Source organism: Staphylococcus simulans, assembly GCF_047037175.1.
In the GTDB taxonomy this organism is placed as follows: domain Bacteria; phylum Bacillota; class Bacilli; order Staphylococcales; family Staphylococcaceae; genus Staphylococcus; species Staphylococcus simulans_C.
In genome coordinates, this window is record NZ_CP178241.1 from 166,442 (window position 1) to 192,204 (window position 25,763).

General features: G+C 36.1%; 22 protein-coding genes. 12 read left to right on the forward strand and 10 right to left on the reverse strand.

Annotated features, from left to right (window positions below; all coding sequences use genetic code 11):
- Positions 1–33: 33 nt before the first annotated feature.
- The gene (locus tag ACFCT9_RS00750; RefSeq protein ID WP_412520015.1) at positions 34–972 is read right to left on the reverse strand and encodes a 1,4-dihydroxy-2-naphthoate polyprenyltransferase; all 939 of its coding nucleotides are present in this window, start codon (positions 970–972) and stop codon (positions 34–36) included.
- A gap of 240 nt (positions 973–1,212) precedes the next feature.
- Here ACFCT9_RS00750 and ACFCT9_RS00755 point away from each other — a divergent pair, with 240 nt between their 5' ends.
- The 5 genes from ACFCT9_RS00755 (at position 1,213) to ACFCT9_RS00775 (ending at position 6,616) form a co-directional block, all read left to right on the forward strand.
- A complete protein-coding gene (locus ACFCT9_RS00755; protein WP_412520017.1) occupies positions 1,213–2,565 on the forward strand; it encodes an isochorismate synthase in 1,353 nt (450 codons plus the stop codon).
- Positions 2,558–4,237 carry a 2-succinyl-5-enolpyruvyl-6-hydroxy-3-cyclohexene-1-carboxylic-acid synthase gene (gene menD, locus ACFCT9_RS00760; RefSeq protein WP_412520019.1) on the forward strand — a complete coding sequence of 560 codons (1,680 nt, stop codon included), beginning with the start codon at positions 2,558–2,560 and terminating at the stop codon, positions 4,235–4,237. Before ACFCT9_RS00755 ends, menD begins: the two co-directional genes overlap by 8 nt.
- Positions 4,224–5,036, forward strand: a complete 813-nt coding sequence (menH, locus tag ACFCT9_RS00765; RefSeq protein ID WP_412520021.1) for a 2-succinyl-6-hydroxy-2,4-cyclohexadiene-1-carboxylate synthase — start codon at positions 4,224–4,226, stop codon at positions 5,034–5,036. Before menD ends, menH begins: the two co-directional genes overlap by 14 nt.
- Positions 5,029–5,847: a 1,4-dihydroxy-2-naphthoyl-CoA synthase gene (gene menB / locus ACFCT9_RS00770; protein WP_412520022.1), complete on the forward strand. Its 819-nt coding sequence runs from the start codon at positions 5,029–5,031 to the stop codon at positions 5,845–5,847. Before menH ends, menB begins: the two co-directional genes overlap by 8 nt.
- A gap of 322 nt (positions 5,848–6,169) precedes the next feature.
- The gene (locus tag ACFCT9_RS00775) at positions 6,170–6,616 is read left to right on the forward strand and encodes a MarR family winged helix-turn-helix transcriptional regulator (protein WP_412520024.1); all 447 of its coding nucleotides are present in this window, start codon (positions 6,170–6,172) and stop codon (positions 6,614–6,616) included.
- A 165-nt stretch (positions 6,617–6,781) separates the two neighbouring features.
- Here the strand turns inward: ACFCT9_RS00775 and ACFCT9_RS00780 are convergent, their stop codons facing one another.
- Positions 6,782–7,945, reverse strand: coding sequence for an aminotransferase class I/II-fold pyridoxal phosphate-dependent enzyme (locus ACFCT9_RS00780; RefSeq protein ID WP_412520026.1), 1,164 nt, complete (start codon positions 7,943–7,945; stop codon positions 6,782–6,784).
- Positions 7,946–8,100: 155 nt separating this feature from the next.
- Positions 8,101–9,111 carry an acyltransferase family protein gene (locus tag ACFCT9_RS00785; RefSeq protein ID WP_412520028.1) on the reverse strand — a complete coding sequence of 337 codons (1,011 nt, stop codon included), beginning with the start codon at positions 9,109–9,111 and terminating at the stop codon, positions 8,101–8,103.
- Positions 9,112–9,260: 149 nt separating this feature from the next.
- On the opposite strand from ACFCT9_RS00785, the gene ACFCT9_RS00790 reads away from it, so the two are divergent.
- Positions 9,261–9,680, forward strand: a complete 420-nt coding sequence (locus ACFCT9_RS00790) for a MarR family transcriptional regulator (protein ID WP_412520029.1) — start codon at positions 9,261–9,263, stop codon at positions 9,678–9,680.
- Positions 9,681–9,785: 105 nt separating this feature from the next.
- On the opposite strand, the gene ACFCT9_RS00795 is transcribed toward ACFCT9_RS00790, so the two are convergent.
- The 4 genes from ACFCT9_RS00795 to ACFCT9_RS00810 all read right to left on the reverse strand — a co-directional run bounded on the left by ACFCT9_RS00795 (position 9,786) and on the right by ACFCT9_RS00810 (position 16,262).
- Positions 9,786–13,547, reverse strand: a complete 3,762-nt coding sequence (locus tag ACFCT9_RS00795) for a glucosaminidase domain-containing protein (protein WP_412520031.1) — start codon at positions 13,545–13,547, stop codon at positions 9,786–9,788.
- A 450-nt stretch (positions 13,548–13,997) separates the two neighbouring features.
- Positions 13,998–14,420 carry a GNAT family N-acetyltransferase gene (locus ACFCT9_RS00800; protein ID WP_412520032.1) on the reverse strand — a complete coding sequence of 141 codons (423 nt, stop codon included), beginning with the start codon at positions 14,418–14,420 and terminating at the stop codon, positions 13,998–14,000.
- Between the two features lie 94 nt (positions 14,421–14,514).
- On the reverse strand, positions 14,515–14,985 hold the full coding sequence (locus ACFCT9_RS00805; RefSeq protein WP_412520034.1) for a DUF2538 family protein: 471 nt from the start codon (positions 14,983–14,985) through the stop codon (positions 14,515–14,517).
- A 17-nt stretch (positions 14,986–15,002) separates the two neighbouring features.
- Positions 15,003–16,262: an LCP family protein gene (locus tag ACFCT9_RS00810; protein WP_412520036.1), complete on the reverse strand. Its 1,260-nt coding sequence runs from the start codon at positions 16,260–16,262 to the stop codon at positions 15,003–15,005.
- A gap of 405 nt (positions 16,263–16,667) precedes the next feature.
- Between ACFCT9_RS00810 and ACFCT9_RS00815 the strand changes: the two genes are divergently transcribed.
- The 6 genes from ACFCT9_RS00815 (at position 16,668) to ACFCT9_RS00840 (ending at position 23,607) form a co-directional block, all read left to right on the forward strand.
- A complete protein-coding gene (locus ACFCT9_RS00815) occupies positions 16,668–18,320 on the forward strand; it encodes a phospho-sugar mutase (protein ID WP_412520038.1) in 1,653 nt (550 codons plus the stop codon).
- A gap of 38 nt (positions 18,321–18,358) precedes the next feature.
- Positions 18,359–19,510 (forward strand): serine hydrolase domain-containing protein, encoded by a 1,152-nt coding sequence (locus ACFCT9_RS00820; protein ID WP_412520040.1) that lies wholly within the window; start codon positions 18,359–18,361, stop codon positions 19,508–19,510.
- A 92-nt stretch (positions 19,511–19,602) separates the two neighbouring features.
- Entirely contained in the window at positions 19,603–20,754 is a 1,152-nt protein-coding gene (locus ACFCT9_RS00825; protein WP_412520042.1) for a serine hydrolase domain-containing protein, read from the forward strand.
- 193 nt (positions 20,755–20,947) lie between these two features.
- Positions 20,948–21,562 (forward strand): PepSY domain-containing protein, encoded by a 615-nt coding sequence (locus ACFCT9_RS00830; protein ID WP_412520043.1) that lies wholly within the window; start codon positions 20,948–20,950, stop codon positions 21,560–21,562.
- A gap of 323 nt (positions 21,563–21,885) precedes the next feature.
- Entirely contained in the window at positions 21,886–22,215 is a 330-nt protein-coding gene (locus tag ACFCT9_RS00835) for a PTS lactose/cellobiose transporter subunit IIA (RefSeq protein WP_412520045.1), read from the forward strand.
- 15 nt (positions 22,216–22,230) lie between these two features.
- Entirely contained in the window at positions 22,231–23,607 is a 1,377-nt protein-coding gene (locus ACFCT9_RS00840) for a family 1 glycosylhydrolase (RefSeq protein ID WP_412520046.1), read from the forward strand.
- 106 nt (positions 23,608–23,713) lie between these two features.
- Here the strand turns inward: ACFCT9_RS00840 and arsC are convergent, their stop codons facing one another.
- Genes arsC through ACFCT9_RS00855 form a run of 3 tightly spaced genes read right to left on the reverse strand, consistent with a single transcriptional unit; the run spans position 23,714 to position 25,738 of the window.
- Positions 23,714–24,115, reverse strand: a complete 402-nt coding sequence (gene arsC, locus ACFCT9_RS00845) for an arsenate reductase (thioredoxin) (RefSeq protein WP_412520048.1) — start codon at positions 24,113–24,115, stop codon at positions 23,714–23,716.
- 16 nt (positions 24,116–24,131) lie between these two features.
- Positions 24,132–25,421, reverse strand: a complete 1,290-nt coding sequence (gene arsB / locus ACFCT9_RS00850; RefSeq protein WP_412520049.1) for an arsenite efflux transporter membrane subunit ArsB — start codon at positions 25,419–25,421, stop codon at positions 24,132–24,134.
- Positions 25,418–25,738: an ArsR/SmtB family transcription factor gene (locus tag ACFCT9_RS00855; RefSeq protein ID WP_412520050.1), complete on the reverse strand. Its 321-nt coding sequence runs from the start codon at positions 25,736–25,738 to the stop codon at positions 25,418–25,420. The genes arsB and ACFCT9_RS00855 overlap by 4 nt, the downstream gene beginning before the upstream one ends.
- Positions 25,739–25,763 lie beyond the last annotated feature (25 nt).

The following is a 25,763-nucleotide window of genomic DNA, read 5'->3' on the forward strand; positions in this document are numbered from 1 at the left end:
GAGACTGGAACAAAAAGTCCCAATCTCTGAATATTAAATACCGCCAAGTAACGCACTGATATAAATGCCCAGCGCATATAATAAACCGAATACTGTATTCGTTTTACCTGTTGCGGCCATTGCCGGCATCATTTCAGCAGGCGTATCGTTCTTTTTGAAACGACGAATGGCTTTGACAGGGAATGGGAACGATAACAGTACGAGTAAGTAAAAGATTGAACCGCCTGGTACAAAGAAGACAGTATAGATGACCCAGACATAAGCAATGATGTACATGAGGGCCATGAAGCGGATAGAATTTGCTTTACCTAATAAAATCGGTAATGTTCTACGTCCGCTTTCTTTATCTTTTACACGGTCTCTGATATTGTTTGCCATATTAATTAAACCGATTGTAATAATAATCGGTACACTGATCCATACTGCATAACCTTGTAAGTTATCTGTTTGAATAAAAAAGGCGATTAAAATAATAATCAATCCCATAAAGACGCCAGAGAATAATTCTCCAAAGGGTGTCCAAGAAATTGGGAAAGGACCGCCTGTATAAAGATAACCGACTGCCATACACAAGATTCCGATTGGAATTAACCAATAAGAAGATTGTGAGGCGATAAATAAACCGATGAGTGCCGCAATCACATAAAACGCAATTGCTAAGTTCATCACAAGTTTTGGACTCATTCCATTACGTACAATGGCACCGCCGATACCAACGGAGTTATGATCATCAAGACCTTTCTTGAAATCATAGTATTCGTTGAACATATTCGTTGCTGCTTGAATTAACAAACAAGCCAGCAGCATCGCTAAAAACAAACTGAATTTAAGATGGTCTTCACTACCTAATAAGAATAACTTAGCTGTCGCAGTACCGACTAAGACAGGCACTACAGCAGCAGTTAAAGTGTGGGGACGCATCAAGAGCCAATATTTTCGAACAGTTGAAAATTCCTGATATTGTTTTGACATGGTTTCTCCTTCTTAACACTTAAAAATACCAAATTTCAGATTGCGGATTTTAAGACACAAAAATTCTATTATAAATTATCTGCATTCTGATTAATAAATTTATTTTAAGCAATAGAAAGAGAAAGGTCAAATCATGTAAAAATAGTAAATAATAAATGTGCAAATCAAAGTACAGATGAAGTTAAAAAATGATACAATGAGATAATGTGATTAAGTAGAATGATGAAAGAAGTGAGATAGATGACTGTAAGTGTCAAGGATGATCAAATTCTCGACGCAATATATGAAAGCCGCGAAAAATGGGTTTCAGTTGAGGTTAAAATCGACCAGCCAACCAACCCAATCATGCTTTTCCAAATAACAGAAGATAAAGCAGATGACCGCTTCTACTTCAAAGAAAACACAGGAGAAACGGCCTTTTTCGGATATAACGCGCTTTTAAAACTAAAAAATAACTACGAAAATAAACAAACCATTTTCCGTGAATGGGAAAATTATAAAAATGATATCGCACTCATCCATCCAGATTCAAATCAACATCATCTGAAAGTGTGCGGCGGATTTCAATTCTCAAGTCATAAATCAGATGACGAGTGGCGTCAATTCGGCTTGAATCATTTTGTATTGCCGAAAGTATTACTTACGTTGAATGCATCAGAAACATTCGTCACTTATACCGTATTAAGAGAAGAATTTAATATAGAAGACTTGCATGAACTTGTACAACGCATAACAGATACAAAAGTTCAACCCACACAACCAAACGGTGAGATTAAACGCAGCGAGGATATCTATAAAGACGAATGGCTTGAACTTGTACAAGAAGCTATTGATTCAATGAATGACGAAGAAAAAATCGTCTTAGCACGCAGACGTATGATTCGTTTTGATAAACCAATTGATATCGCATATGTATTAGAAAATGCGATGAAGAATGAATCCAACAGCTATATTTTTGTGATGCAATCAGAAGGGTCTATGTTCTTTTCACAAACACCAGAACAACTGATGGAAGTTGAAAACCAAGTGTTATCAACGAAAGCAGTTGCGGGCACAATCAAACGCACATCAGATGAAACAGAAGACCAAAAACATGTAGATGCTTTCTTGAAAGATGAAAAGAACTTGCAAGAGCATCATTTTGTTGTGCAAAGTATTCTAGATGATATCGGTCCTTATGTCACAGATGTAGATTATAATCACCATCCAAAAATCTTGAAAAATGACCATTTATATCATTTATTCACAGAGATTTCAGGAACATTAGAAGATAATACCTATATTGGCTTGTTGGACCGTCTGCACCCGACACCCGCTTTAGGAGGTTATCCTAAAGAAAAAGCAATGGACTTTATTGAGCAAAAAGAGTTTGGGACAAGAGGTCTGTATGGTGCACCAGTAGGGTATATTGATATGGAAGATAATTGCGAATTTATTGTCGCAATCCGTTCCATGCTGATTAAGAAGAAACAAGCAACTTTATTTGCAGGTTGCGGTATTATTAAGCAGTCTGATCCACAGAGTGAATTAGAAGAAACGACACTTAAATTTACTCCGATGATGAATGCTTTAGGAGTCGAAAATCATGGATAACCATCAAACTTTATTAACTAAACAAGTTTTTACCTTAGCTTCAGAAATTTATGCGTATGGCATTAGAGAAGTTGTTATCAGTCCAGGGTCTCGCTCAACACCGCTTGCGTTAGCGTTTGAAGCACACCCTAGTATCACGACATGGATTCATCCTGATGAGCGTAGTGCATCTTTCTTTGCGCTCGGATTAATTAAAGGCAGCAATCGACCGGTTGCCATTTTATGTACGTCAGGAACAGCATCTACGAACTATGCATCAGCTGTGGCTGAAAGTGATATCAGCAACTTGCCATTAGTTGTCTTAACGAGTGACCGTCCACATGAATTACGTGGTATTGGCGCACCGCAAACATTGAATCAAGTGAACATGTTCCAAAACTTTGTACGCCATCAATTTGATATGCCGTTAGCTGATGATACTGCAGGTTCAACAGAAGATGTCATTCGATTCCAAATGCAGATTGCCAGTCAATATTTCGAAGGGCCAAAACGCGGTCCTGTACATTTCAATCTGCCATTTAGAGAACCGTTGACACCAGACTTTGAGATGACTGAATGGTTAACGTCTAAAGACAAAGTACTGCCTAAATATCAGAAAACTGCGACGGTAGAAGCAATCAAACCGATCTTGAAAAAGAAACGCGGAATTGTCATTGTTGGTGATATGCAGCATCAAGATGTAAGAGAATTGTTGCCGTTTGCGACGGTCCATGACCTGCCGATTTTAGCAGGTCCGTTATCAGGGCTGCGTCAATCGGGTCATCCGAATATCATTTCAACTTATGATTTACTATTTCGTGCAGGCTTAAACCCAGAGTCTATTGACTTTGTGATTCGTGTCGGCAAACCGGTCTTATCGAAGAAATTAAATCAATGGTTGAAAGCGACGGATGCGTATCAAATCGCAGTTCAAAACAGTGCACAACCTGATGCCTTTCCAACACCTGCAGATATTACATTTGAAATGACACCAAACGATTTCTTCCGTACGCTTGGAGATCTTCCGACAGTGTATCGTAAACGTTGGTTGTCACAATGGCAAGATATGAATCGCCGTGCAGTGGTTGAAGTGAAAAGTTATATTGATCATGCAACGGATGAAGCTGCGAATGTCGGTATTTTATTGGATAAACTCACGAAAGAGGACACATTATTCGTCAGCAACTCTATGCCGATTAGAGATGTGGATAATCTTTTTGTGGATTGTGAAGCGGAGATTTATGCCAATCGCGGTGCCAACGGAATAGATGGTGTGGTTTCTACAGCTATCGGTATGGCCGTGCATAAGAAAGTAACGCTCTTAATTGGAGATTTAGCTTTCTATCATGATATGAATGGTTTATTGATGGCGAAACTGAATGACATCCATTTAAATATTGTGTTGTTAAACAATGACGGCGGCGGTATTTTCTCTTATCTCCCTCAAAAAGATTCAGCAGCACAATACTTTGAACGCTTATTTGGGACACCGACACATCTTGAATTTAAACATGCGGCGATGTTGTATGATTTCAACTATGCATTAATGGATTCGGTAGAAGACTTTAAGTTTACACCGCTATCCCAATTAGAATCCTACATCTATGAAATTCGTACAGATCGTGAAGATAATCGCCAACAACATCAAATCTTATATCAGAAATTGAGTGAAATTGCGCATGTTGAATTATAATTTTTATGACAGTCAAAACCAAACGTCTGATAAACTGCTTGTGTTATTACATGGTTTTATCAGCGATGCGACTTCTTTTCGTTCGCATATCGACCAGCTGACAAAAGCAGCAGCGGTTGTGACGATAGAGTTGCCGGGGCATGGTCAAGACCAAAGTGATAGAACGAAGCAGTGGGACTTTGATTTTATTTGTGATGCGCTAGATGAAGTGCTGGTGCAATTTAAAGACAATCAAATCTATTTGCATGGTTACTCTATGGGTGGTCGTGCAGCATTGTATTACGCTTTAAATGGTCAAGTCGCTTTAAGCGGACTGATTTTAGAAAGTGCATCACCTGGAATAAGTGATGAAGCGGCTAAACTAGAACGCCAACAAGTAGATGAAGCACGTGCTAAAGTATTGGAAATTGCGGGCATAGAAGTGTTTGTGAATGATTGGGAGAAATTACCATTGTTTGCCAGCCAAGCAGAGATGATGACGAAAGCACAACGTCAACAGCACCGTGCCATGCGTTTAGCGCAAGATCCAATCGGCTTAGCGAAAGCATTGCGTGATTATGGTACAGGCCATATGCCGAATTTGTGGCCAGAATTGACCAAGCTTCAAGTACCGGTTTGTATGATTGTTGGAGAATATGATGAAAAGTTCGTAGAACTGGCGCAAAAAATGGATCAATATATTCCAAACAGTGAAGTTTATGTGGTCACAGGTGCTGGCCATACGGTTCACGTGGAAGAAGCATCACAATTTGATATACTATTATTAGGTTTTTTAAATAAGGAGGAGCAAAATGACTAGACAATGGGAAACAATTAAAGAATATGAAGAGATAAAATATGAGTTTTTCGATGGCATTGCTAAAATTACAATCAACCGTCCAGAAGTGCGTAACGCATTTACACCAAAAACGGTTCAAGAGATGATTGACGCATTCTCACGTGCACGTGATGATCAACGTATTTCTGTTATCATCTTAACAGGTGAAGGCGATATGGCATTCTGTTCAGGCGGCGACCAAAAAGTTCGCGGTCATGGCGGATATGTTGGTGATGACCAAATTCCTCGTTTAAACGTATTGGATTTACAACGCTTAATTCGTGTAATTCCTAAACCAGTCATCGCGATGGTTCGTGGCTATGCTATCGGTGGCGGTCACGTCTTACATGTTGTATGTGACTTAACAATTGCTGCAGATAACGCAAGATTTGGTCAAACTGGACCTAAAGTGGGTTCATTCGACGCAGGTTATGGTTCAGGTTATTTAGCTCGTATCATTGGCCATAAGAAAGCACGTGAAATCTGGTACTTATGCCGTCAATACGACGCACAACAAGCTTTAGACATGGGCTTAGTTAACACAGTTGTACCGTTAGACCGTGTTGAAGACGAAACAGTACAATGGTGCCAAGAAATTAAGCAACATTCACCAACTGCTTTACGTTTCTTAAAAGCAGCTATGAATGCAGATACAGATGGTTTAGCTGGTCTACAACAAATGGCAGGCGACGCAACTTTACTTTATTACACAACTGATGAAGCTAAAGAAGGTCGTGACGCATTTAAAGAAAAACGTCAACCTGACTTTGATCAATTCCCTAAATTCCCATAATATATAAATGAATGAGATGAAATTCAAGCCTCTCGTTTCATACCAACTGTTGGTGTGAGATGAGAGGCTTTTTGTCGTTTTTTTACTGATTAGGTAAATTAAAATAAAGCCATGTGCGATTAAAATTAAAAGGTGCACGTTAGAATTAATATGTTTTTAAAGTCGGCATAACTCTTTGTTTTATCGTTATGATTATGTAAATTAATTTGTCGAGTGAGTTAAACAAATTATATAAAGTAACCGTAAATTTACTTAATAAATAAAACTATTACATTGACAATCATTATGAAATTGAATATATTTTAACGTAGAGGTGAAATAAATGAGTGAGAGCACAAAGAAGAATCTTGATCATGATTTATGTTTTCTGTTTTACATCACAACTAAAGAAGTGATTAATCGCTTCAACAAATATCTAAGGCAATACAATATCAGCTTCCCAAATTATATGGTTTTATCTTATATCGAAGATGATGAAGAAGTGTTTGTGAAAACACTATGTGATAAATTGTATTTAGATTCAGGGACGATTAGCCCAATTGTAAAACGATTAGAAAAGAAGAACTTGGTCAATAGAAAACGACTACCAGAAGATGAACGAAAAGTGATGTTAAGTTTAACCGAAGAGGGAAAGGCATTGAAAGCAGAATTTAAGAACATTTCAACACAAGTGATTAATCAATTGAATTTAGATTCAAAGGAAAAAGAAATCTACTATAACATGATGCTTGGTTTCGCTGAAAAAAATCTGAGTCAACCAGAAGTTTAACTAAGGCAACAAGAAATACTGAGGATAAAAGAGGGAATGTTATGCTCACTAAAGAGGATAATTCATTTAGGAATCGTATTAAGTTAGCGTGCACAACAATTATACTTAAAAAAGAAAGTGAGGTAGACCTAACAGGTAAGTCTATCTCACTTTCTTAATGCGATTTTATTTTACATACTGATTTAAATAATGTTCAAGACGATCCATTCCTTCTTTAATCGTATCCAAATCATAAGCATATGAAATACGGATGTGACCTTGGCCCGAATCTGTGAAAGCAGAGCCAGGAACCATTGCAACATGACCTTTTTCTAATGCATCGACACAGAAATTAAAGTCATCTTCAATACCGAATGGTGCGAGGCTAGGGAAGATATAGAAAGCACCTTCTGGTTCTGCATCAATTTTAAAGCCCATAGCTAATAAACGTTGTTTTAAATAACTCAATCGTTCTTTATAGGCTTGGTTCATTGCTTTAGGTGCATCAATGCCATCTGTTAGCGCAGCAATACAAGCGATTTGAGCGGGTACATTGGCACAAATGGTATTATAGGCATGCATGAATGTCAATTTCTCTATCAAGTACTCAGGGCCTAGTAAAAAGCCAATACGAATGCCTGTTGCTGAATGTGATTTGCTTAAACCGCTGATTAATAATAATTGATCACGCAATCCTTCAAATTCTGCAAGAGATGTATGTTTGCCTTTAAATGTATTTTCAGCATAAATTTCATCACTCAAGACGAAGATTTCATGTTGCTGTAATTCATCAGCGATCGCTTCAGCTTCTGCACGATTTAAAATAACCCCTGTTGGGTTGGTAGGGTAGTTTAAGAGAATTGCTTTCGTTTTATCAGTCACATGTGCGCGAATGGCTTCAGGTGTAATTTTAAAATCTGTTTGTGTGGTATCAACATATACAGGATGACCACCTAATGTTTCGATTAATGGGATATAACCTGCATAAATAGGACCAGGAATAATGATTTCATCTCCAGGTTCTAAGATACTGCGTAAAGCCGTATCAATCGCTTCACTCGCACCGTTTGTCACAATGATTTCTTCTTCTGTATAGTCGACATCATAGCGAAGGTTGAAATATTGTCGAATGGCGCTTCTTGTTTCCATTAAGCCTTTATTATGTGAATAGCTGGTTTTATCATGCTCAATGGCTTGAATATAAGCGTCCTTAACTACATCAGGCATCGGGAAGTCAGGTTGGCCAATCGTTAAATTGATACAATCTGGTATGTTTTTAATTCGACTTGAAAATTGTCTGATGCTTGGCGCACGTAAAAATTTAGAATTTGTATTTAAAGATAATTTCACTCTGTTAACACCTCAATTGATTACTACGATATGTAAGTAAATGCTATCTTATCATATTGTAACACTGAACAGTGCTAAAAAGTCTGAATTGCTTTAATTTTAAGATGATAATCAAAAAAGAAAAGTGAGACAAAATCAATTTGCCTCACTTTACATTAAGATTTAGCTTTGAATTTGGATGGTGACTTGAGATTAATGACTGGATTGGTCCATTTGGCTATAATGTCTGTCGATAATAAATAGACAATGAGTGCTGATAAGCCAATTAAGTAAAGATAAGTCCACAATGTGACTGGATCTTGGAATGGATAGAGTTTAAAGCCTCTAATCAATCCAATCGCAATGCCATGCAAGAGGTAAACGTACATCGTACGTTGGCCAATATACGTAAACCAATGTAGTCCTGAAGGGATTAAGTTCAGGAATGAAAACATGGTGGCACAAATAATCAGATAGAGTAATAAACGTTTTAACGGACTATAAACATCTGGACCATCTAATGAGCTATATGGTGAACTGCCAAGCAGCCAATCAGAATTAATAGGATGAATCATATACACGATATAGAATCCAACTAATATCAATAATGAGATAGGAATTAATTTTTTATTCCTAAGTATCATAGATTGATGCTTGTTCATTAAGTACCCTAAGTAAAAAATAGGGAAGAATACAATGGTTCTTGAATAACTCATATAGCCGTCGATATCAGATGAAAAGCCTGCAAGTAATGACACGATGATAGCGATAGGCAGCACATAATAAGGTTTATAGTTCTTTACAATGATTAATACGACATGGAAGATAAAGAGTGTAATCAAGAACCATAACGCAAAGACAGGATCGAATGGATCCAACTGCAAGTGACTGCTTTTACCTGTCAGATAGTAATAGATTGAGAAAAAACTAAAGAATATGAAGTAAGGCACTAATAGTTTTTTCGCCACTTTTTCTAAATGATCCGGCTTACCGATATTTTTCGCAAAGTAACCGCTTATAAATAGGAAAGAGGGCATATGAAAACTGTAGATTAATAAATACAGTGCACCCAAGTACTTGTGTCCTTCTACATAAGGGTTCAATAAATGTCCGAATACTACTAAATAAATTAAAAAGGCACGGGCATTATCAAAATAATAATCTCTATGGGATAGTGATTTATGCATATGTAAACTCCTTTTGAGATTTTCGATATTCTTAACGTATTATATTTAAAGGCTTAAATGCAAGATAAACAACTTTTACAAGTTTTTGTTGTATATTTTTCGAAAAAAACTTATAATATGTGTATTAAAACTAGCGGGGTATAACATCTATGTTTAAACAACTTGAACAACAAATTACATTGACGCATAATGATTTGATTGTCGTTAATAAATATTTTGGACAACGTGCTAACTTAACGACCGAACAAATTGACCTTTTACGAATTTTAAATGAACATCATAGTTTATCACAATATGATTTAACGATGAAAATCGGTAAGGAACAATCTATTGTTTCTAGATGGATTAAAAAACTCGTTAATTTAGGATATGTGGTTAGTGTTCAATCAAACCATGACTTACGTTGTAAAGAATTAACGGTCACGCCGAAATCTGAAGAACTAATCAATCAAATTAATCGTGCTCGTGAAGAATGGTTAGAAACACACTGTGACCAATTATCCGCTGAAGATGTGGAAAAATTATATGATTTACTCGTAAAACTCAATAAGAAAAGCTTTTATATTTAATAAGCATGCGGTATACCTTTTCTGTATACCGTTTTTTTAATGAATAAGGACCTGCAGCACATACACGCTGCAGGTCCTTTTCAAGTATATCAATGATAATTTGGATTATACGCGATAAATATCTGTATCGAAGTATTTACCAGTTTCACCGATTTTATCATACATTTGTTTCATTCTTGTCGCATTATGGCTTGCCCAGTTGATGTCAGTCGCATATTGATGCGTAGCTGGTGCACTTGGGTTCCAACGCATGCGGTAAAGTGTGTTTTGGCCTCTATCTAAGTAATCACTTGTGATGAACTTAGCACCGCCGATAATAGCTTTTTCTACAGTATCCCAACCGTAGTTTGCTGCAGTTTTGAAGCCGCCGCGTACTGCGTCTGTATCAATAGCGCCAATACCGAACATATTGTAGTATTTTTTAGGTTCATTCGTCACAACTTTGTTAGCGCTGTTGACATAGCCGCCATTTGCTAAAGCTGATTTACCATTACCTGTTTCAAGTAAGGCATGTGAAATTAAATAAATTTCATTAATATCATAAGTTTTAGCTGCTTGTGTGAAGGCTGCACCTTGTCCTTCTAAAATACCTTTACCTTCAAGCAATTTATTCACACTGCTTGCTGAAAGGGCTTGTGCTTTATCTAATCGTAAGAATTGATATTTTTGTGTCGCATCTTCAGTAATTGTTCTTGGATCCATTGCTGTTCTAACTTCATCTTCAGATGCATCGTCCCATTGACCAGGCACGTGTTGAACTTTTGGTGACCAAGGTAAGTTCATTTGTTTAGCAACTGCTTGATTGAATGAGTAATCAGATACGTTTGTGCGTGTTAATGTATTGCGCACGTCTGCAGATTTAACCCAAGCCGTTTTACCATTTGCTAATACACCATGATACCAAGTTACGCCATTGACAACTTGTCTTTCAAAGACAGTGATAATGTTGCCGAATTGGTCTTTTAATGATCCTAATACTTCGCCATTAGGTGTTTTGTAGTAATAACCTTTATTGCTTGTCACGATATAGTCGTGATCATATTTCACTGCAGGTTGTTGTTTTTGTGTTGCTGTTGTTGCTGCTTTCGCAGTTGTTTTAGGTGTTAATGCTTTTTCAGCTGTCCAACCTGTTTTACCATTTACTGTACCGTATACATAAGGTGTTTTGTTCACTAAAGTACGTTTAATCGCTTTAAATGTACCATTTTGTTTTGTTAATGGATCGATTAATTGTTTAGCTGTACCCCATGGTGTTGTATAAAGACCATTTGTTTTAGTGTTAACCGTGTATTGTTGTGATGTAGGTGTTACAAGTCCTTTTTCAGCAACACGAACGTCTTTTGCGTTAACCCAGCCAAGTGGGGTAGTTAAACCGATATTTTGTAATAAGTAGTACAATGTGCCATCTTGGTTACGTTCTCTTGTGATGTTGTAAGTGTAACCTAAGAATTTCGCTGCGCTTGCACCTTTTTTATCATAAACACTTGCACGTAAACCGTAGTTATCAGATACATATTGACCTAATTTGTTTACAGTAATTGTTTGATTTAATGGTGCTTTCGCTGTTTGTGTTGTTGCTTTAGTAGCTGCTGGTTTTGAAACAGCTTTTGTAGTTGTTGCCGCTTTCGCAGTTGGTTGAACTTTATTTGCAGTTGTTTTCGCAACTGATTTCACTGTGTTTACAACTTTTTTCGCTACAGGTTTTACTGCAGTTTTTGTAGTTGTAGCTGCTTTTGCAGTTGGTTTTACAGTAGCCTTAGTTGTTGTAGACGGCTTAGTTGTTGTAGACGGCTTAGTTGTTGTAGACGGCTTAGTTGTTGGTTTTACTGCTGTCTTAGTTGTTGTAGACGGCTTAGTCGCAGGTTTTGCAACTTTGTTTGTTGTCGTTGTTTTAGAAGGTGTTGTTGTGCTTACACCTTTCACTTGTGTAGTTGGTTTGCTGACAGTTGTTTTTGGTGCAGTGTAATTAGATAATTTAGCGATATCTACCCAACCAGATTTACCATTTACTGTACCGTATACATATTGTGTAGGGCTGACTTCTGTTTGTTTAGAAGCTTTAAATGCTTGTGTACCTGTACCAGAAACAGTCGCAACTGATTGTTTATCAGTACCCCAAGGTGTGCTGTATAATTTAGTGCCTGTTTTCACACCATAAGTTTTTGTGTTTGTTGTCACAGGGTGACCAACTTTATAAGTGATATCACCAGATTGAACCCAACCATAGTTTGTACCTTTATTGTAGTCACTGATTAGGTAGAAAGATTTATCGCCTAATAATGCTTTTTTAGTTAAGCGGTAAGTTTGGTTGTTTAATGCTGCGTTTTGAACGCCTGCATTATCGTAAACTGTTTTATATAAACCGTGATTTGTATTATTTAATCGACCTAGTGAATCAACAGGAATTAATTTTAATTGTGATGTATTCGTGCTAGGTTTTGTTGTCGGTTTAGTTGTTGGTTGTGAAGGTTTTGTTGTAGTACTTGAAGCAGTACCCCAAGGAGCTACAACACCTTGTTTAATTAAATATTTTTCATTGATTAAGTCATATAATGCATCATAGTTATAACCACGTGATTGTAAGTAACCATGAGGATCGACATGGTCTGTACCACCCAAGAAGTTTGAAACAGCACGGTGTGTCCAAACTGTACCGCGGCCATCATATTCAGCGCTATCAGGTTTTAAACCATAATATTGTAAGTTAGTTGCTGCATAGTCAGCGATATTGTTCATTTGTCGCGCAAATGAATCTCTATCATGCGTATGCACTAATTCCATATGAATGTAACGTTCGTTTGCAACTGGACCAGCACCCCATGCAAGGTAGTCTGTATTCGCTGTTTCAACGATACGATTACCATCTACGAAACCATGAACAAAGGCATTTCGCCAGTTGTTTTTCATATAAGCAACTTCATTATTCAATGTTGAATTTTCGTTTGCTGTATCATGGATAACAATACCTTCTGGTTTACCGTAACGGTAGTTATATTTAGGAATATTAGAAGAGTAATCTTGTTCATATGTTGGTACTGTGTAGTTTTGTTTACGAATGTAATCATTGATAGATGAATTTACTTTTGGTGTATATTTTGGCAATGATGGCTTAGGTGCACTATATGTTGTTGTTTGTGCAGGTTGCGCTGTTCGCGTTGTTGGTTGTTGAACTGAACGAGTCGCAGTTTGTGCTGATTGTTGTACAGAGCGTGCTGTGTATGTTGTTGGTTGTTGAGCTGAACGCGCAGCATATGTTGCTGTTTTTGGTTGTTCAACAGTTTTTGGAGTTGTTTGATTCACTGTTGTTGGTGTTGAAGCTTGTTTAGCTGTTTGTGCAGTTGCAGATTGTTTTTGAGCAGCAGCTTGAGCTTGTTGTTGAACTTGTTGTTGTTGAACTTGTGAATTAGTTTGCGCTTGGTTTTGAGCAACTTGGTTGTTTTGTTCAGTTGTGCCATTAGTTTTAGGTTGTACATTGTTTTGAGCTGAAACTTGTTGCGTAGTTGGATTACTTTGAGCGTCAGCAGCCGGTTGTGGATTGGCTTCATTACTTTTTTCTGCTTGCGTATTTAATTGATCAAGTTTAGAATCGTAACTCAAATTCTGTGTATTTTCTTTTGGCTGTACTTGTGTTGGGTCTTTGTATTGTTGTGTACCTGCAATAGTGTTAGCCGTATTTTGCGTTGCTTTTTGGTTTTGAGCCGCTTGATTTCCAGTAGGCTGTTGATTCTGGTTCACATTGCTTGTAGAATTCGTTGTTTCTGTAGTTTCTGAATTACTTTGCGCGAATGCTTGGTGCGTTGTAATAGCAGATCCTGCGATGGTTAATGCAATGATTGCTGGGGTTTTGTAATGAAACTTTTTAGACATAAAATGATACTCCTTTTAACAATATATTATTTTGAATATATTACAGTCTGTAGATAAACGTCTAGATTAGTAAATCCGCAGTTCTAGTTCCTAGATGTTTGATTCTTAACGTCAGTGAAGTATAAGTCTGTGGGTGACGTTAGAAAATAGATGACTTGATGATGTTATTAACACATTGATAGTTTTTGAAACGCATTATTAACATTTATCCAGGTCATATCATTTCTACACACAAAGCTACTAGCAGACTGAATGAATATGACACTATGTCAAAACTATGTAATATATCATTTTCATATATTATAATACGACTAAAGTCGGATAGAGAGGTTTTTAATCGTTTTGTAATCAAACCTTAATGTGATTGCTCAATTGTTTATAAAGTAAATAGTTACTAAAGGTTACATTAATTTATCTTAGCGCCAATAAAAATTGTGAATTTCAAAAGAATTATAACGTTTTTTTCATCGTCACATGTTCTATATTTTCCTCTAGGAACACGTCACCTTCAGCTTTATATCCTAATGATTCATAAAAGGGTTGTGCTTGAATTTGACCATTTAAAGTTGCTTTTGAATAGCCATTATTTTTCGCAATTGTTTCAATATATTTCATTAATTCGCGACCAATCCCATGTTTTCTGTAATCTTTCAAAACTGCAACACGTTCCATTTTTGCAACACCATTGTAATCTCTGTAACGTGCAGTCGCGATAGGGCGGTTATTTTCGTCATAGCCGATAATATGTGTAGAAACATCTTCGAATTCATCTAATTCATTTTCTAAAGGTACGTTTTGTTCATGCACAAAGACTTCGATTCTTACGTCAAACACATCTTGTAATTCTTGTTTACTTTGAGCGATTTTAAACATAGTCATCATCCTCATATTTATTTTTAGATATGATAAAAGTGTACAAAAAAATCGTTACAGATGCATGTAATCATGCGCTGTAACGATTTTTAAATTATTGAGCGTATTTACGTACGATGGCTGTGTATTGCCAGAATATGCGCATTTGTGCAATATTCCAGTTGTTCATTCCCATAGTATAACCTGAAGGTTTAAAGATATTAACGTCTGTCACTTCTAGTGCAGCCGCAATCAAATATTGAATCGGAACACTGATTGATTTCATCGTTTCAGTAATCCCATTTTCATCATAAACCCAAGAGAAGGGCAGTTCAGATTCAAATACGTCTACACGATCAAAGATTTCAGGTAAAGCAACAATATAACAAGCACCATCAATAAATGGATTTTCAACACTATTTTTGTAGTAAAGCAGTAACGCTTCGTAATTCTCTCTATGTGCATGGTTCACATAGAAGAATTCATTTCTGAAATGTGCCATATCTTTACTGTGGATGATTTGCTGCTCTAAAATACCGAACATACCATTGATATTATTTAATTTTTCATAGGTTTTACGTGGCATACGTTATCGCTCCTCTTTTAATAAAAGTCTTGACCAGAAGGCGCTTGTTGCTGCGCTGGGTTCATATTCATATTCGGATTTTGTTGATTGTTAGGGTTCTGATTTTGGTTAAAGCCATTGTTAGGGTTTTGTTGGTTATTCCATTGTTCATTACCCGAATTATTGTATTGTTCATTATTATCTGATTGTGACTGATCATCAGAATTTTCATCGTCTGATTCAGTTGTATCTTTTTGATTATCCCGTAACAAACTTTCATCAATCGGTGTAAGTGGTATCAATTCACCATATTGTTTGATGACACGTTCATTTAAGAATTCATCTTTATCTTTGATTTTAGATAACCCTAAATCTGAACGTAGTAAGTTTGCATATTTCTTGATGCTCTTCATATCTGGATTGTAGTAATAGATGCCATTAAGTAATTCATTTTCACCTTCAATTTGAGCTGTTTTAATATCTAAATCAGCAGGAAGGTAAGTCGTAAGTAATTTCTGGATATCTTTGTTGGATAAGTTATGTTTTGAGTTTTTACCTACAATTTTAATTAAGCTATCAAGCTTATTTACTTTATCTAACTTTTGCGCTTTAGTTGCGAGAATTTTGATTAAATCCATTTGACGTTGTCCGCGTTTTAAATCGGAATCATGATATCTTGTACGTGCTACAGCAAGTGCTTGGTCACCATTTAATTTATGATAGCCTTTTTTAACTTTAATACGACCGTCATCACCTGTATTAGGTTCATTTAAATCGTAAGGCACATCATAATAGATGCCGCCAAGTTCATCTACTGCTTCTACGAAAGCATCCATGTCTATACGTACGTAATAATCGACAGGTATATTTAATGTAGCTTCTACCGCATCCATTGAAGCGTTTGGTCCGCCAAATGCATGCGCGTGTGTGATTTTATCAAAATAACCGACTTTAGGAATATAACTGATAGTGTCTCGTGGAATACTTAACATTCTGACCTGTTTCTTATCAGGATTGAATGTTGAAAGGATCATTGCGTCTGTGCGTGACTTCTCAGTGGCTTGACCGCCTTCTCGTCTACCTTTATTATCATCTATTCCTAAAAAAAGTATAGAAATCGGTTCCTTTGCAGGATTGACTTTACTATCACGTAAATTCGATACTCTATTGGAATTATCGCTGAAAGATGAATCGATTGCGCTTCTTGAAGTTTTATATAACATCACTGCGAATATAATAGGAATAATGACCAGGACGAGTGAAAGAAGTATTAAAAAATACTTGAAAATTTTATTCATTAGTCTTGCTCCCGGTTTCAATTTTAAGATGTTGCAATCCTATAATTAGGCAGCTGATGCACGCCCGATGGACTGCTCATAAATTAACTCATTATAACCATATATTTTAATACTAATATGGCTAAATTACAAATTTTGCATCCCACTTATTATTTCACACTTACGCTGAATAAAAAAGTGAGTAGAGTGATTTTTTCCAAGGTGAAAATTTAATTTTAACTACCACTAGAGTCTACAACTATATAACCAATTAAATATTATGAATTTGTGAGGATAATTAGTCCATAGATGTATGTCATTCTGAAAAACATAAGTTATAATAAAACTATTGAAGTGAAGTAATAATATCTATTATTGAGCGCTATAGACTTATGATAGGTTTAAATGATAGAGAGGAGCTTAAGTATGAAATTGAATTGGGAAAATAAGATAGAAGAAAGTTTAGTTTCAGCATTTTATGATGAGCAGACTGAAAGTGTGAAGCATGAAGGGTTTGAAGATACACTCGCTTTTGGTACAGCAGGTATCAGAGGATTGATTGGTTTAGGACCTGGTCGATTAAATGCATTTACAGTACGTAAAGTTGCAGTAGGCTTAGCTAAATATTTGAGTGAACATAAACCAGAATCATTAGTCGTGATTCACTTTGATACACGTTTTTTATCAGAAGAATTTGCGCATGAAATCGCTGCTGTATTAGCACGATTTGGTGTGAAAGCAGTTGTAGGTAAACGTTACAACTCTACCCCTGAGTTATCATTTGCGGTATGTTATTTAGAAGCAGATGCAGGTGTCATGATTACTGCGAGTCATAATCCAAAAGAATATAACGGTATTAAGATTTATGGTGCAGACGGTGGACAATTGTTGCCGAAACCATCTGAAATGTTAAGCGGTTATATTAATCAAATTGAAGATCCATTAGAAATTGAAGGCGGAGATTTTGAAGAAGGATTGGACAAAGGATTAATTACATACTTATCTGAGGATGTGACAGATGCGTATAAAGCTGAAGTGATTCAATTGGTAGATTCCATTCCAACGCAAACTGAAAAAATTGCATTAACGAGCTTGCATGGTACAAGCTTGCCGATTTTATCGGAAATATTTGAAAAACTGAATTACAGTAATTATGTCATTGAAGCAGAACAATCTAAACCAGATGGCAGCTTCCCAACTGTTGCGTATGCGAATCCAGAGGAAGAACAAGCGTTTACGTATAGCTTGCGCTTGGCTGATCAGGAAAATGCGCAGTTGATTTTAGCCACTGACCCTGATGCTGATCGTTTTGGAATGATTGAACGTTACAATAATGGCAGCCACCGATATTTCAATGGGAATGAAATTGGCTTAATCTTACTGAAGTTGCGCTATGATCAATTAAAAGCAGAAGGTGTGAACCAACCACTTTACATGGTTAAATCCATCGTCAGCAGTGCAGCCAGTGATCGTTTAGCACAAGCACTAAAATTAGAAAGCAATACAGTACTGACAGGATTCAAATTTATCTCTGAAATCTTACAAAACAAACAAGATACGGATGCGCAATTGGTATTAGGTTATGAAGAGAGCCATGGTTATCTTGCGGCGCCATTTTCAAGAGATAAAGATGCGATTCAAATGATTCCATTAGTAGTAAAATATAAAAATGAACTTGCACAACAAGGTAAGACATTTAAAGATATCTTGGATGAAGTTTATAACTTAACCGGTGTCTTCAAAGATAAAACAATCTCACCTAAATTCGAAGGTGCAGCAGGCAGAGAAAAAATTAATTCCTTATTAGAAGGATTCAGAAAAGAACAACCGAAAACACTGCTTGGATTGAAAGTAAAACAAATTGAAGATTATCAGACGAAAACGATTACTGATTTAGTTCAAAATATAACAATGGAAACCACTTTACCGCAAAGCAACTTAATCCGTTTTATATTGGATGAGGGCTTTATTGCGTTAAGACCTTCAGGTACAGAACCTAAAGTTAAAGTCTATTTCTCATTAAATGTTGAGGATTTAGATGCTGTCGTTACACAATTTGAACAAGCCTATTTAAAATAAAATAACAAAGAAAGACCTATCAATAAAAGAGGAAATGAATGAATAAAAGAATAGCCAAAAGCATACTATTTGTCGTCACTGTCGCATTATTAGTCAGCACATTCTCCTATTTCTTAAATTGGAGACATCAGCAAAGTAATAGTCACAATCAATTGCCAAAAATCAATAAACAGGCACAATCAAAAGAAATGGTAGATTACCATACTGTTATGAAAGAGAATACAGTAGATTCTAATATCGATGCATATTTAAAAGGAAAAGGGTTCAACGGTACCATCACCATCTTTCATAAAGGCCAATTAATTATGGATAAAGGATATGGATATCAAAATTTTGAAGAGAACAAGAAAAACACGTCTAATTCTATGTATTTAATTGGTTCTTCTCAAAAGTTCACAACAGGATTGATGTTGAAACAACTAGAAGAGCAAGGTAAGTTAAATATTAATGATCGTTTGGATAAATATTTACCATGGTTTAAAACAGAGCAGCCTATCTATTTGAAAGATTTAATGTTGCATCGAAGCGGTTTGAAGAAATTTACAGGCAGTGATACTGCGCATAGTAATGAGGATGTCGCAAGAGAGTTACAACGTGAAGGAATTCAACCAGGAAAATATCATCAACATCAATATAATGATGGAAACTATATTATTTTAGCTGATGTTATTCAAAAAGTAACGAAAAAGCCATTTAGTCAGTATTTTGATGAAACTTTGAAAAATCCTAATAAATTATACAAAACAGCGTTCTATAATGAACCACAATACCAACCCTTTATGGCACAAGGTTATACTATAGAGAAACAACCGGCAGCTTTAAAGTATATGGATCACTACTATGGGGCAGGCAATCTATTTATGTCCACGAGGGATATGGGGAAACTCGTTCTTGCTTTGCAAGAAAACAAAGTACTCTCTCCTAATGATACACAAGGGCTATTATATGAACTGCACACACCTAATTACAATGATCCTTATCGTTATGGATTTTATAGTTTCGACAATGGCAACCGTATTAATGGTATGTTTGCCGGCCATCAAATGACTTGTTATTTTAATAAAGATTATATCGTCGTGATGGGTACGAATTATCAATATCCTAGATATGTAAACGAAAAGTATATGAAAGATATATTTGTGAAACAACTACATCAGTTAGATCCAACCAAGAAACCTAAAACAATATGATTTACGTGTTATCAAGATTCCAATGATTAAGTAAGGAAAGTTATAGCAATCTATTATTTCTCAAATAGAGACATCAATTGAAGAGGACAACAATGAAAATACAACTAGCAAAGCTAATCCTATTTATAGTTATCGTCGCACTGCTAGTCAGTGTGATGACCTATTATTTAAACAGAAAACATATACAACAATACGGACACTTGCAAGACCTTCCAAAATCTAAACCGCATCATCCAGCAAAAGATATTGGCAGTTATAAAACAGTGATGGATGAAAAGAATATACGTTATAAAGCAATTGATGCGTATTTAAACAATGAAAAATTTAATGGTGATCTTGCACTCTACTACAAAGGCCAATTAGTGATGGATAAAGGGTATGGGTATCAAGACTTTATCAATCGTAAAAAGTCAAATCCTAATTCTATGTATTTAATCGGATCAGCACAAAAGTTTATGACCGGTATGATGCTTAAGAAACTAGAAAGTGAAGGCAAGCTGGATATTCATGATGCTGTGACAAAATATTTGCCATGGTTTCACACGGATGAACCATTGATTTTACGTGATTTTATGATGCATCAAAGCGGTATACAAATGTTTCGACCGAAAGCCAGTATTCATAGTATTGATGGTGCGGTACACATGTTGCAGGAACAAGGTTTGCAGCCGAATATGTTCAGAAAGCATCAATATAATGATGCGAATTATATCGTGTTAGCACGAGTGATAGAAGCGGTCACAAAAATGTCTTATGCAGATTATTTAAACCGTAATTTTGCACAACCGTTTAACTTAAATCAAACGGCTTTTTATAACAATAATGCATATCGACCATATATGGCTAAAGGCTATAATGATTTTAAAATACCAGAATTGCCGCTGTACTTAGATCAATATTATGGTGCAGGTAATTTATATATGGCACCTAGAGATATGGGGAAATATGTTTTAGCCTTACAACAGGATAAGATGTTTGATGCACGTACCACGAATCAAATCCTGCATGAGCTAGGTACGAAAGAATTTCCACATGCATACCGCTATGGCTTTTATAGTTATGGTGAGAGTGGACGGACGAATGGTATCTTTTATGGGCAACAATTTACTTGTTATTTCAATAGAGATTATATTTTGGTTATGGGTACAAACTATCAAAAGCCAACAGGTAAAAATGAAACATATATGAGAGATATATTTATGAATTATCTTAAACAACCTGATCCGACACCTATAAAAAATTAACAAGCTAATAAGACTATAAAGTAACAGACTGTCTAACCTGTACAAATGTGTACAGGAAGCCAGTCTGTTTTCTTTTGATAAATAGTTAAATAAAGCGAAAAGAAATTATATTAATGTATATTAACACGAAATATTGTGAATAATTTAAATAATTCATAGCCAAGCGGGTATATTAAAATAAGGAGGAATCGATATGCAGAAAAAAATGCTTTCTTTATTAGTCGCTTCAGGATTAGTCCTTGCCGCATGTGGACAAGGTGGATCAAGCGATGATAACAAAAATGGTTCAGAACAAAAAGCAGATACTGAGCAAACACAAAAAGGGGATACTTCTAGTACAAGTGAAACTGGTAAAAACAGTAATGTGATTAAACTAGAAGATATTAAAACAAAACCTGAGGATGCAGTGAAAACTGCTAAGAAAGAATACGATGGTGAATTAAAAGAAATCTCATTTGAAAAAGAACAAGGCAAATGGGCATATAAAATCGATTTACAAAAACAAGGTGAAGAAGCGGAAGTTATCATCAACAATAAAGATGGTAAAGTCATGAATAAGTCTACTGAAAAAGAAGATGACTATGACAAAGCAAAATCATTCAAATATGAAGACTTCAAACCTTATGATGAAATCATCAAAAAAGCACAAGACAGTTATAATGGTGATATCCATGAATGGTCATTATCAAGAGATAGTGACGAAGGTAAATTTGTCTACGATGTAGACTTACAAAAAGGCAACGCTAAACAAGAGTTCAGCTTTGATGCGAAAACAGCTAAAGTTTTAAAACAAGAAAAAGATGATTAATCTCAAATGTTGAGATAGGCTACTTAGGATTTTCCTAGGTAGTCTTTTTTTTACGTCAAAATGTAAGGGAATTCATTCAAATTTGTAAAGCGCTGTCAATTCTATGTAGATTATGTAACTTATTTGTCAAAAATAGCGTGAAACGACTATAATTTTTAAAATTTGAATTGACTAGGACGAGTTAAAAAGTTACATTATTATTGTGAACAAAAACGAACAATAACGAACATAAAAGCTGCGATAATTTTTTTATGTTCTCTTTGTATCGTTGGCGTTGATAATTGTAAATTACACATTTTAATTCAACCTAAGGGGGAAACACCATGAGCAACAAAGAAGAAAACATGATGATTGGTTTCACAATCGTTGCGATTGCAGGTGATGCACGTAGAGAAGTAATGGCAGCATTAGCCGCTGCTAAAGAAAACGAGTTTGAGCAAGCACGTCAACATATTGTTGAAGCCAACAACTTTATCACTGAAGCACACAAGGAACAAACACAAATGTTAGCGAAAGAAGCAGCAGGAGAAGCATCTGATATTAGCTTTATCATGGTTCACGGTCAAGACCATTTGATGACTACAATGGCCTTAAGAGACGCAGCAAACTACATGATCGACTTATATGAACAACTCCGTGACTTAAAACACTAATAAGCAGGTGACAGCATGAATAAAATTATTAAAATGATTGAAAAAATGAAACCTTTCTTTGAAAAGATTGCATCTAACCCATATTTAACTGCAATCCGTGATGGTTTCGTAGCGTTAATGCCAGTCGTTTTATTCTCATTTTTATTTATCTTGGTAGCATATGTACCAAACGTATGGGGATTCCACTGGCCTAAAAATATTGAAGACATCATCATGAAAGTTTATAACTTCACGATGGGTATGTTAGCCGTCTTCATGGCAGGTACTGTAACTAAATCACTTACCGACAACAGAAACTTGAAATTACCTAAAACGAACCAAATCAACGTAATTTCAACATTCGTAGCTGCTGAAGCTTCATTATTAATTTTAGCAGTTAAACCAATCAAAGATGGTATCAGCATTGAATTATTAGGTACTAAAGGATTAATCGCAGCATTCTTAGTCGCATTCATCGTGCCGAACATCTACAAATTCTGTATTGGTAGAAACATCACAGGTGCTTTCCCTCCTGGTGAACAGTACAACACTTTAAAATGTTTACAAGCACAACATAACCAAATCGCTGCACATAGCCGTATCGTAAACTTATTCAAATCAAAAGGTTACGAAGGTGAAATCGGTTTAGTTCATGCATTAACACAATTCTACAGCATCGACGATCAACTACTAAACCAAATTGCTGCATACAAACATGATGTATTCATGAATGGTTTCATGTTAGATGGTACATTCCTAGGTTACTACACACCAGCTAAATTAGCTGTAGTAAAAGAAATCTTAGGTGATGAATTCGAACAATTAGATATTCGTGAAAACGAATTAGAAGAAATCCGTAAAGCTGCACCACAATTAGACTTCTTAGGTATTAACTATTATCAAAGTAACTGGATCAAATACCATAATGAAGAAAGCTATATCCATCATAATGGTACTGGTGACAAAGGAACTTCTGTCTTCCGTGTTAAAGGTATCGGTGAAGTTGTTAAAAACGAAGCAATCCCTACAAATGACTGGGATTGGTACATCTATCCACAAGGTCTATACGACATGATGGAACGTGTTAAACAAGACTATCCAGACTACAAAAAAATCTATGTTACTGAAAACGGCTTAGGTTACAAAGATGTACTTGAAGAAAACGGAGAAGTACATGATGACGAACGTATTGATTATGTAAGACAACACATTGAAGCAATCGAACGTGCATACGCAGACGGTATCAACGTTAAAGGTTACTTCATCTGGTCACTACAAGATATGTTCAGCTGGTCAAACGGCTATAATAAACGTTATGGTTTATTCTATATCGATTTCGAAACTCAAAAACGTTATGTTAAAGACAGTGCGAAATGGTATAAACAATTATCAGAAGATATTTATGGAAAGTAATTAAGTAAGACAAACCCCCTCAGGAAATCCTGAGGGGGTTTTGCTTTTCACATTTAATTTAATTACATCTGATTATGATGCATCTGACTGATTCATAGAAAGTATATTATTGTTTTGTATCTTTAAACTGTAAAATGCGTTGACCTATTTGATCTCTAACACGTTGAAAGACAGACCAGTCTTTGCCAGCAGGATCTTCGAAGCCCCAATGAACCTTTTGAACATGCTTTGGTACTGCAGGGCAGTGTGTATCCGCATGATCGCATAATGTTACCACAAGTTTAGCGCGATTTAATAATTCAGTATCAATTTTATCAGATGTCTGGTTACTGATATCAATAGCTACTTCTTCCATAGCTTTTATAGCTAGGGGATTTACCCCATGTGCTTCAATACCGCCAGACATGACTGTCCATTCATCTCCAAGAATAACTTTCCCAAAGCCTTCAGCCATTTGGCTGCGACAAGCGTTGCCTGTACAGATAAAATAAATGATAGGTTTTTCCATATTAAGTTCCTCTTTTCTAAATAAGTAATAGTGATAGATATAAACCAATCAGTGTGATAAATAGGACAGGTATCGTCACAATTACACCTGTTTTAAAGTAAACACCCCAAGAGATTTTAACGCCTTTTTGGGACAGTACATGTAACCAGAGTAAGGTCGCAAGGGAACCGATAGGTGTCATTTTAGGGCCTAAATCAGATCCGATGACATTCGCATAAATTAAACCATCTTTAATAATGCCTGATGCGTGTGCTTGATTAATCGCAATCGCATCAATCATGACGGTCGGCATATTATTCATAATCGCTGATAAAACAGCCGATAAGAAGCCCATGCCCATCACACCGCTGAATAAGCCGTGTTGAGAGAAAAGATCTATGATATTTCCTAATAGTGCTGTAATACCTACATTTTTAAGTCCGAAGACGACTAAATACATACCGATAGAAAATAACACAATATTCCAGGGTGCGCCTTTAATTACTGCTTTGGTGTGAACCGCTTTTGAACCTTTCGCAAGCAGTAAGAAGACCACTGCGACAATACCTGCGATAAATGATACAGGTATATTGAAAGACTCGCTGATAACATAGCCTATGAGTAGAACGGACAATACAACCCAGGCTATTTTAAATAATTTATCATCTTTAATTGCGCTGCGTGGTGATTTTAAAGTAGTCGCATCGAATTGTTTCGGAATGGCCTTTCTAAAGTAAAGATATAGCACTAAAATACTGGCCCCAAGTGAAAAGAGGTTAGGGAGTATCATATGCATCAAATATTCAACGAAACCAATATTAAAGTAGTCAGCAGAAACGATATTCACTAAGTTACTGACGACTAAAGGCAGGGATGTAGCATCAGCGATAAAGCCACTTGCGATAATGAATGGGAAAATCACGCGTTGATTAAAGTTCAAGTGGCGGACCATCGCAAGTACGATCGGTGTTAAGATCAGTGCAGCACCATCATTTGCGAAGAGTGCAGCAACTACAGCACCTAATAACATGATATAGACAAACATCTTTATCCCATTGCCTTGAGAAGCTTTCACCATGTGTAAGGCAGCCCATTCAAAGAAGCCGATTTCATCTAAGATTAAAGAAATAATAATCAGTGCGACAAAGGTTAACGTCGCATTCCAGACAATGTTCGTTACTTCACCGACATCGCTCATTGAGACAACACCAGTCAGTAGGGCAAGCAATGCGCCGACAAGCGCAGTCATACCGATATCTAGTCCTTTAGGCTGCCAAATGACGAAGATTAAAGTCAATATAAAAATAGAAATTGCTAGAAAAGTCACTGTGGTTCTACTCCTTTATGTATGGTATGACAGACACAATCTGCTTGGGATGTACCGATGTCATGAAGTTGATCTAACAGCAACGTATAAGTCTGTGTGTTTAAGCGGTAATAATGTTTATTACCATCCTGTCGTTTCGTAACTAAATGATTATCGACGAGTGCCTTCATATGATGACTGAGCGTAGGTTGAGTGACTTGAAAGTGAGTCAATAAATCATTTGCGCATAATTCACCGCAAGAGAGTATATTGAGAATCTCTAATCGAATAGGATTTGAGATAGCTTTTAAATAATGTGAGAGTATTTGATAATCCATTGAATCATCCTTTCATTAACAGATT

Bases quoted from the DNA above. Each gene is read 5' to 3' on its own strand.
- ACFCT9_RS00750 (WP_412520015.1), bottom strand. From the start codon at position 972: ATGTCAAAACAATATCAGGAATTTTCAACTGTTCGAAAATATTGGCTC.
- ACFCT9_RS00755 (WP_412520017.1), top strand. From the start codon at position 1,213: ATGACTGTAAGTGTCAAGGATGATCAAATTCTCGACGCAATATATGAA.
- menD (WP_412520019.1), top strand. From the start codon at position 2,558: ATGGATAACCATCAAACTTTATTAACTAAACAAGTTTTTACCTTAGCT.
- menH (WP_412520021.1), top strand. From the start codon at position 4,224: ATGTTGAATTATAATTTTTATGACAGTCAAAACCAAACGTCTGATAAA.
- menB (WP_412520022.1), top strand. From the start codon at position 5,029: ATGACTAGACAATGGGAAACAATTAAAGAATATGAAGAGATAAAATAT.
- ACFCT9_RS00775 (WP_412520024.1), top strand. From the start codon at position 6,170: ATGAGTGAGAGCACAAAGAAGAATCTTGATCATGATTTATGTTTTCTG.
- ACFCT9_RS00785 (WP_412520028.1), bottom strand. From the start codon at position 9,111: ATGCATAAATCACTATCCCATAGAGATTATTATTTTGATAATGCCCGT.
- ACFCT9_RS00790 (WP_412520029.1), top strand. From the start codon at position 9,261: ATGTTTAAACAACTTGAACAACAAATTACATTGACGCATAATGATTTG.
- ACFCT9_RS00795 (WP_412520031.1), bottom strand. From the start codon at position 13,547: ATGTCTAAAAAGTTTCATTACAAAACCCCAGCAATCATTGCATTAACC.
- ACFCT9_RS00800 (WP_412520032.1), bottom strand. From the start codon at position 14,420: ATGTTTAAAATCGCTCAAAGTAAACAAGAATTACAAGATGTGTTTGAC.
- ACFCT9_RS00805 (WP_412520034.1), bottom strand. From the start codon at position 14,985: ATGCCACGTAAAACCTATGAAAAATTAAATAATATCAATGGTATGTTC.
- ACFCT9_RS00810 (WP_412520036.1), bottom strand. From the start codon at position 16,262: ATGAATAAAATTTTCAAGTATTTTTTAATACTTCTTTCACTCGTCCTG.
- ACFCT9_RS00815 (WP_412520038.1), top strand. From the start codon at position 16,668: ATGAAATTGAATTGGGAAAATAAGATAGAAGAAAGTTTAGTTTCAGCA.
- ACFCT9_RS00820 (WP_412520040.1), top strand. From the start codon at position 18,359: ATGAATAAAAGAATAGCCAAAAGCATACTATTTGTCGTCACTGTCGCA.
- ACFCT9_RS00825 (WP_412520042.1), top strand. From the start codon at position 19,603: ATGAAAATACAACTAGCAAAGCTAATCCTATTTATAGTTATCGTCGCA.
- ACFCT9_RS00830 (WP_412520043.1), top strand. From the start codon at position 20,948: ATGCAGAAAAAAATGCTTTCTTTATTAGTCGCTTCAGGATTAGTCCTT.
- ACFCT9_RS00835 (WP_412520045.1), top strand. From the start codon at position 21,886: ATGAGCAACAAAGAAGAAAACATGATGATTGGTTTCACAATCGTTGCG.
- ACFCT9_RS00840 (WP_412520046.1), top strand. From the start codon at position 22,231: ATGAATAAAATTATTAAAATGATTGAAAAAATGAAACCTTTCTTTGAA.
- arsC (WP_412520048.1), bottom strand. From the start codon at position 24,115: ATGGAAAAACCTATCATTTATTTTATCTGTACAGGCAACGCTTGTCGC.
- ACFCT9_RS00855 (WP_412520050.1), bottom strand. From the start codon at position 25,738: ATGGATTATCAAATACTCTCACATTATTTAAAAGCTATCTCAAATCCT.